The 309-nt window shown below is 69.6% G+C and carries 1 protein-coding gene; it reads left to right on the plus strand.

Annotated elements, in window-relative coordinates; translation table 11 throughout:
- A partial coding sequence (locus AS156_RS19285; protein WP_245312951.1) for a chemotaxis protein CheW occupies positions 1-309 on the plus strand: 309 nt, incomplete at both ends.

Consider the following 309-nt stretch of genomic DNA (forward strand, 5'->3'; position numbering starts at 1 on the left):
AGCGAGATCGCCGGCGTGCTCAATCTGCGCGGCCGCATCGTCACCGTGGTCGACATGCGCGCCCGGCTCGGGCTGCCCGCGGCCTGCGACGGCAAGCCGATGATGGCGGTCGGTGTCGACCAGCGCGGCGAATCCTACGGTCTGCTGATCGACCAGATCGGCGAGGTGCTGCGGCTGCCCGATGCCGGCCGCGAGGACAACCCGGTCAACCTCGATCCCCGCATGGCCAAGCTCGCCGGCGGCGTCCACCGCCTCGACGGCCAACTCATGGTCGTCCTCGATGTCGATCGCGTGCTCGAATTGATGCCC

The organism is Bradyrhizobium macuxiense, from assembly GCF_001542415.1.
GTDB lineage: Bacteria > Pseudomonadota > Alphaproteobacteria > Rhizobiales > Xanthobacteraceae > Bradyrhizobium > Bradyrhizobium macuxiense.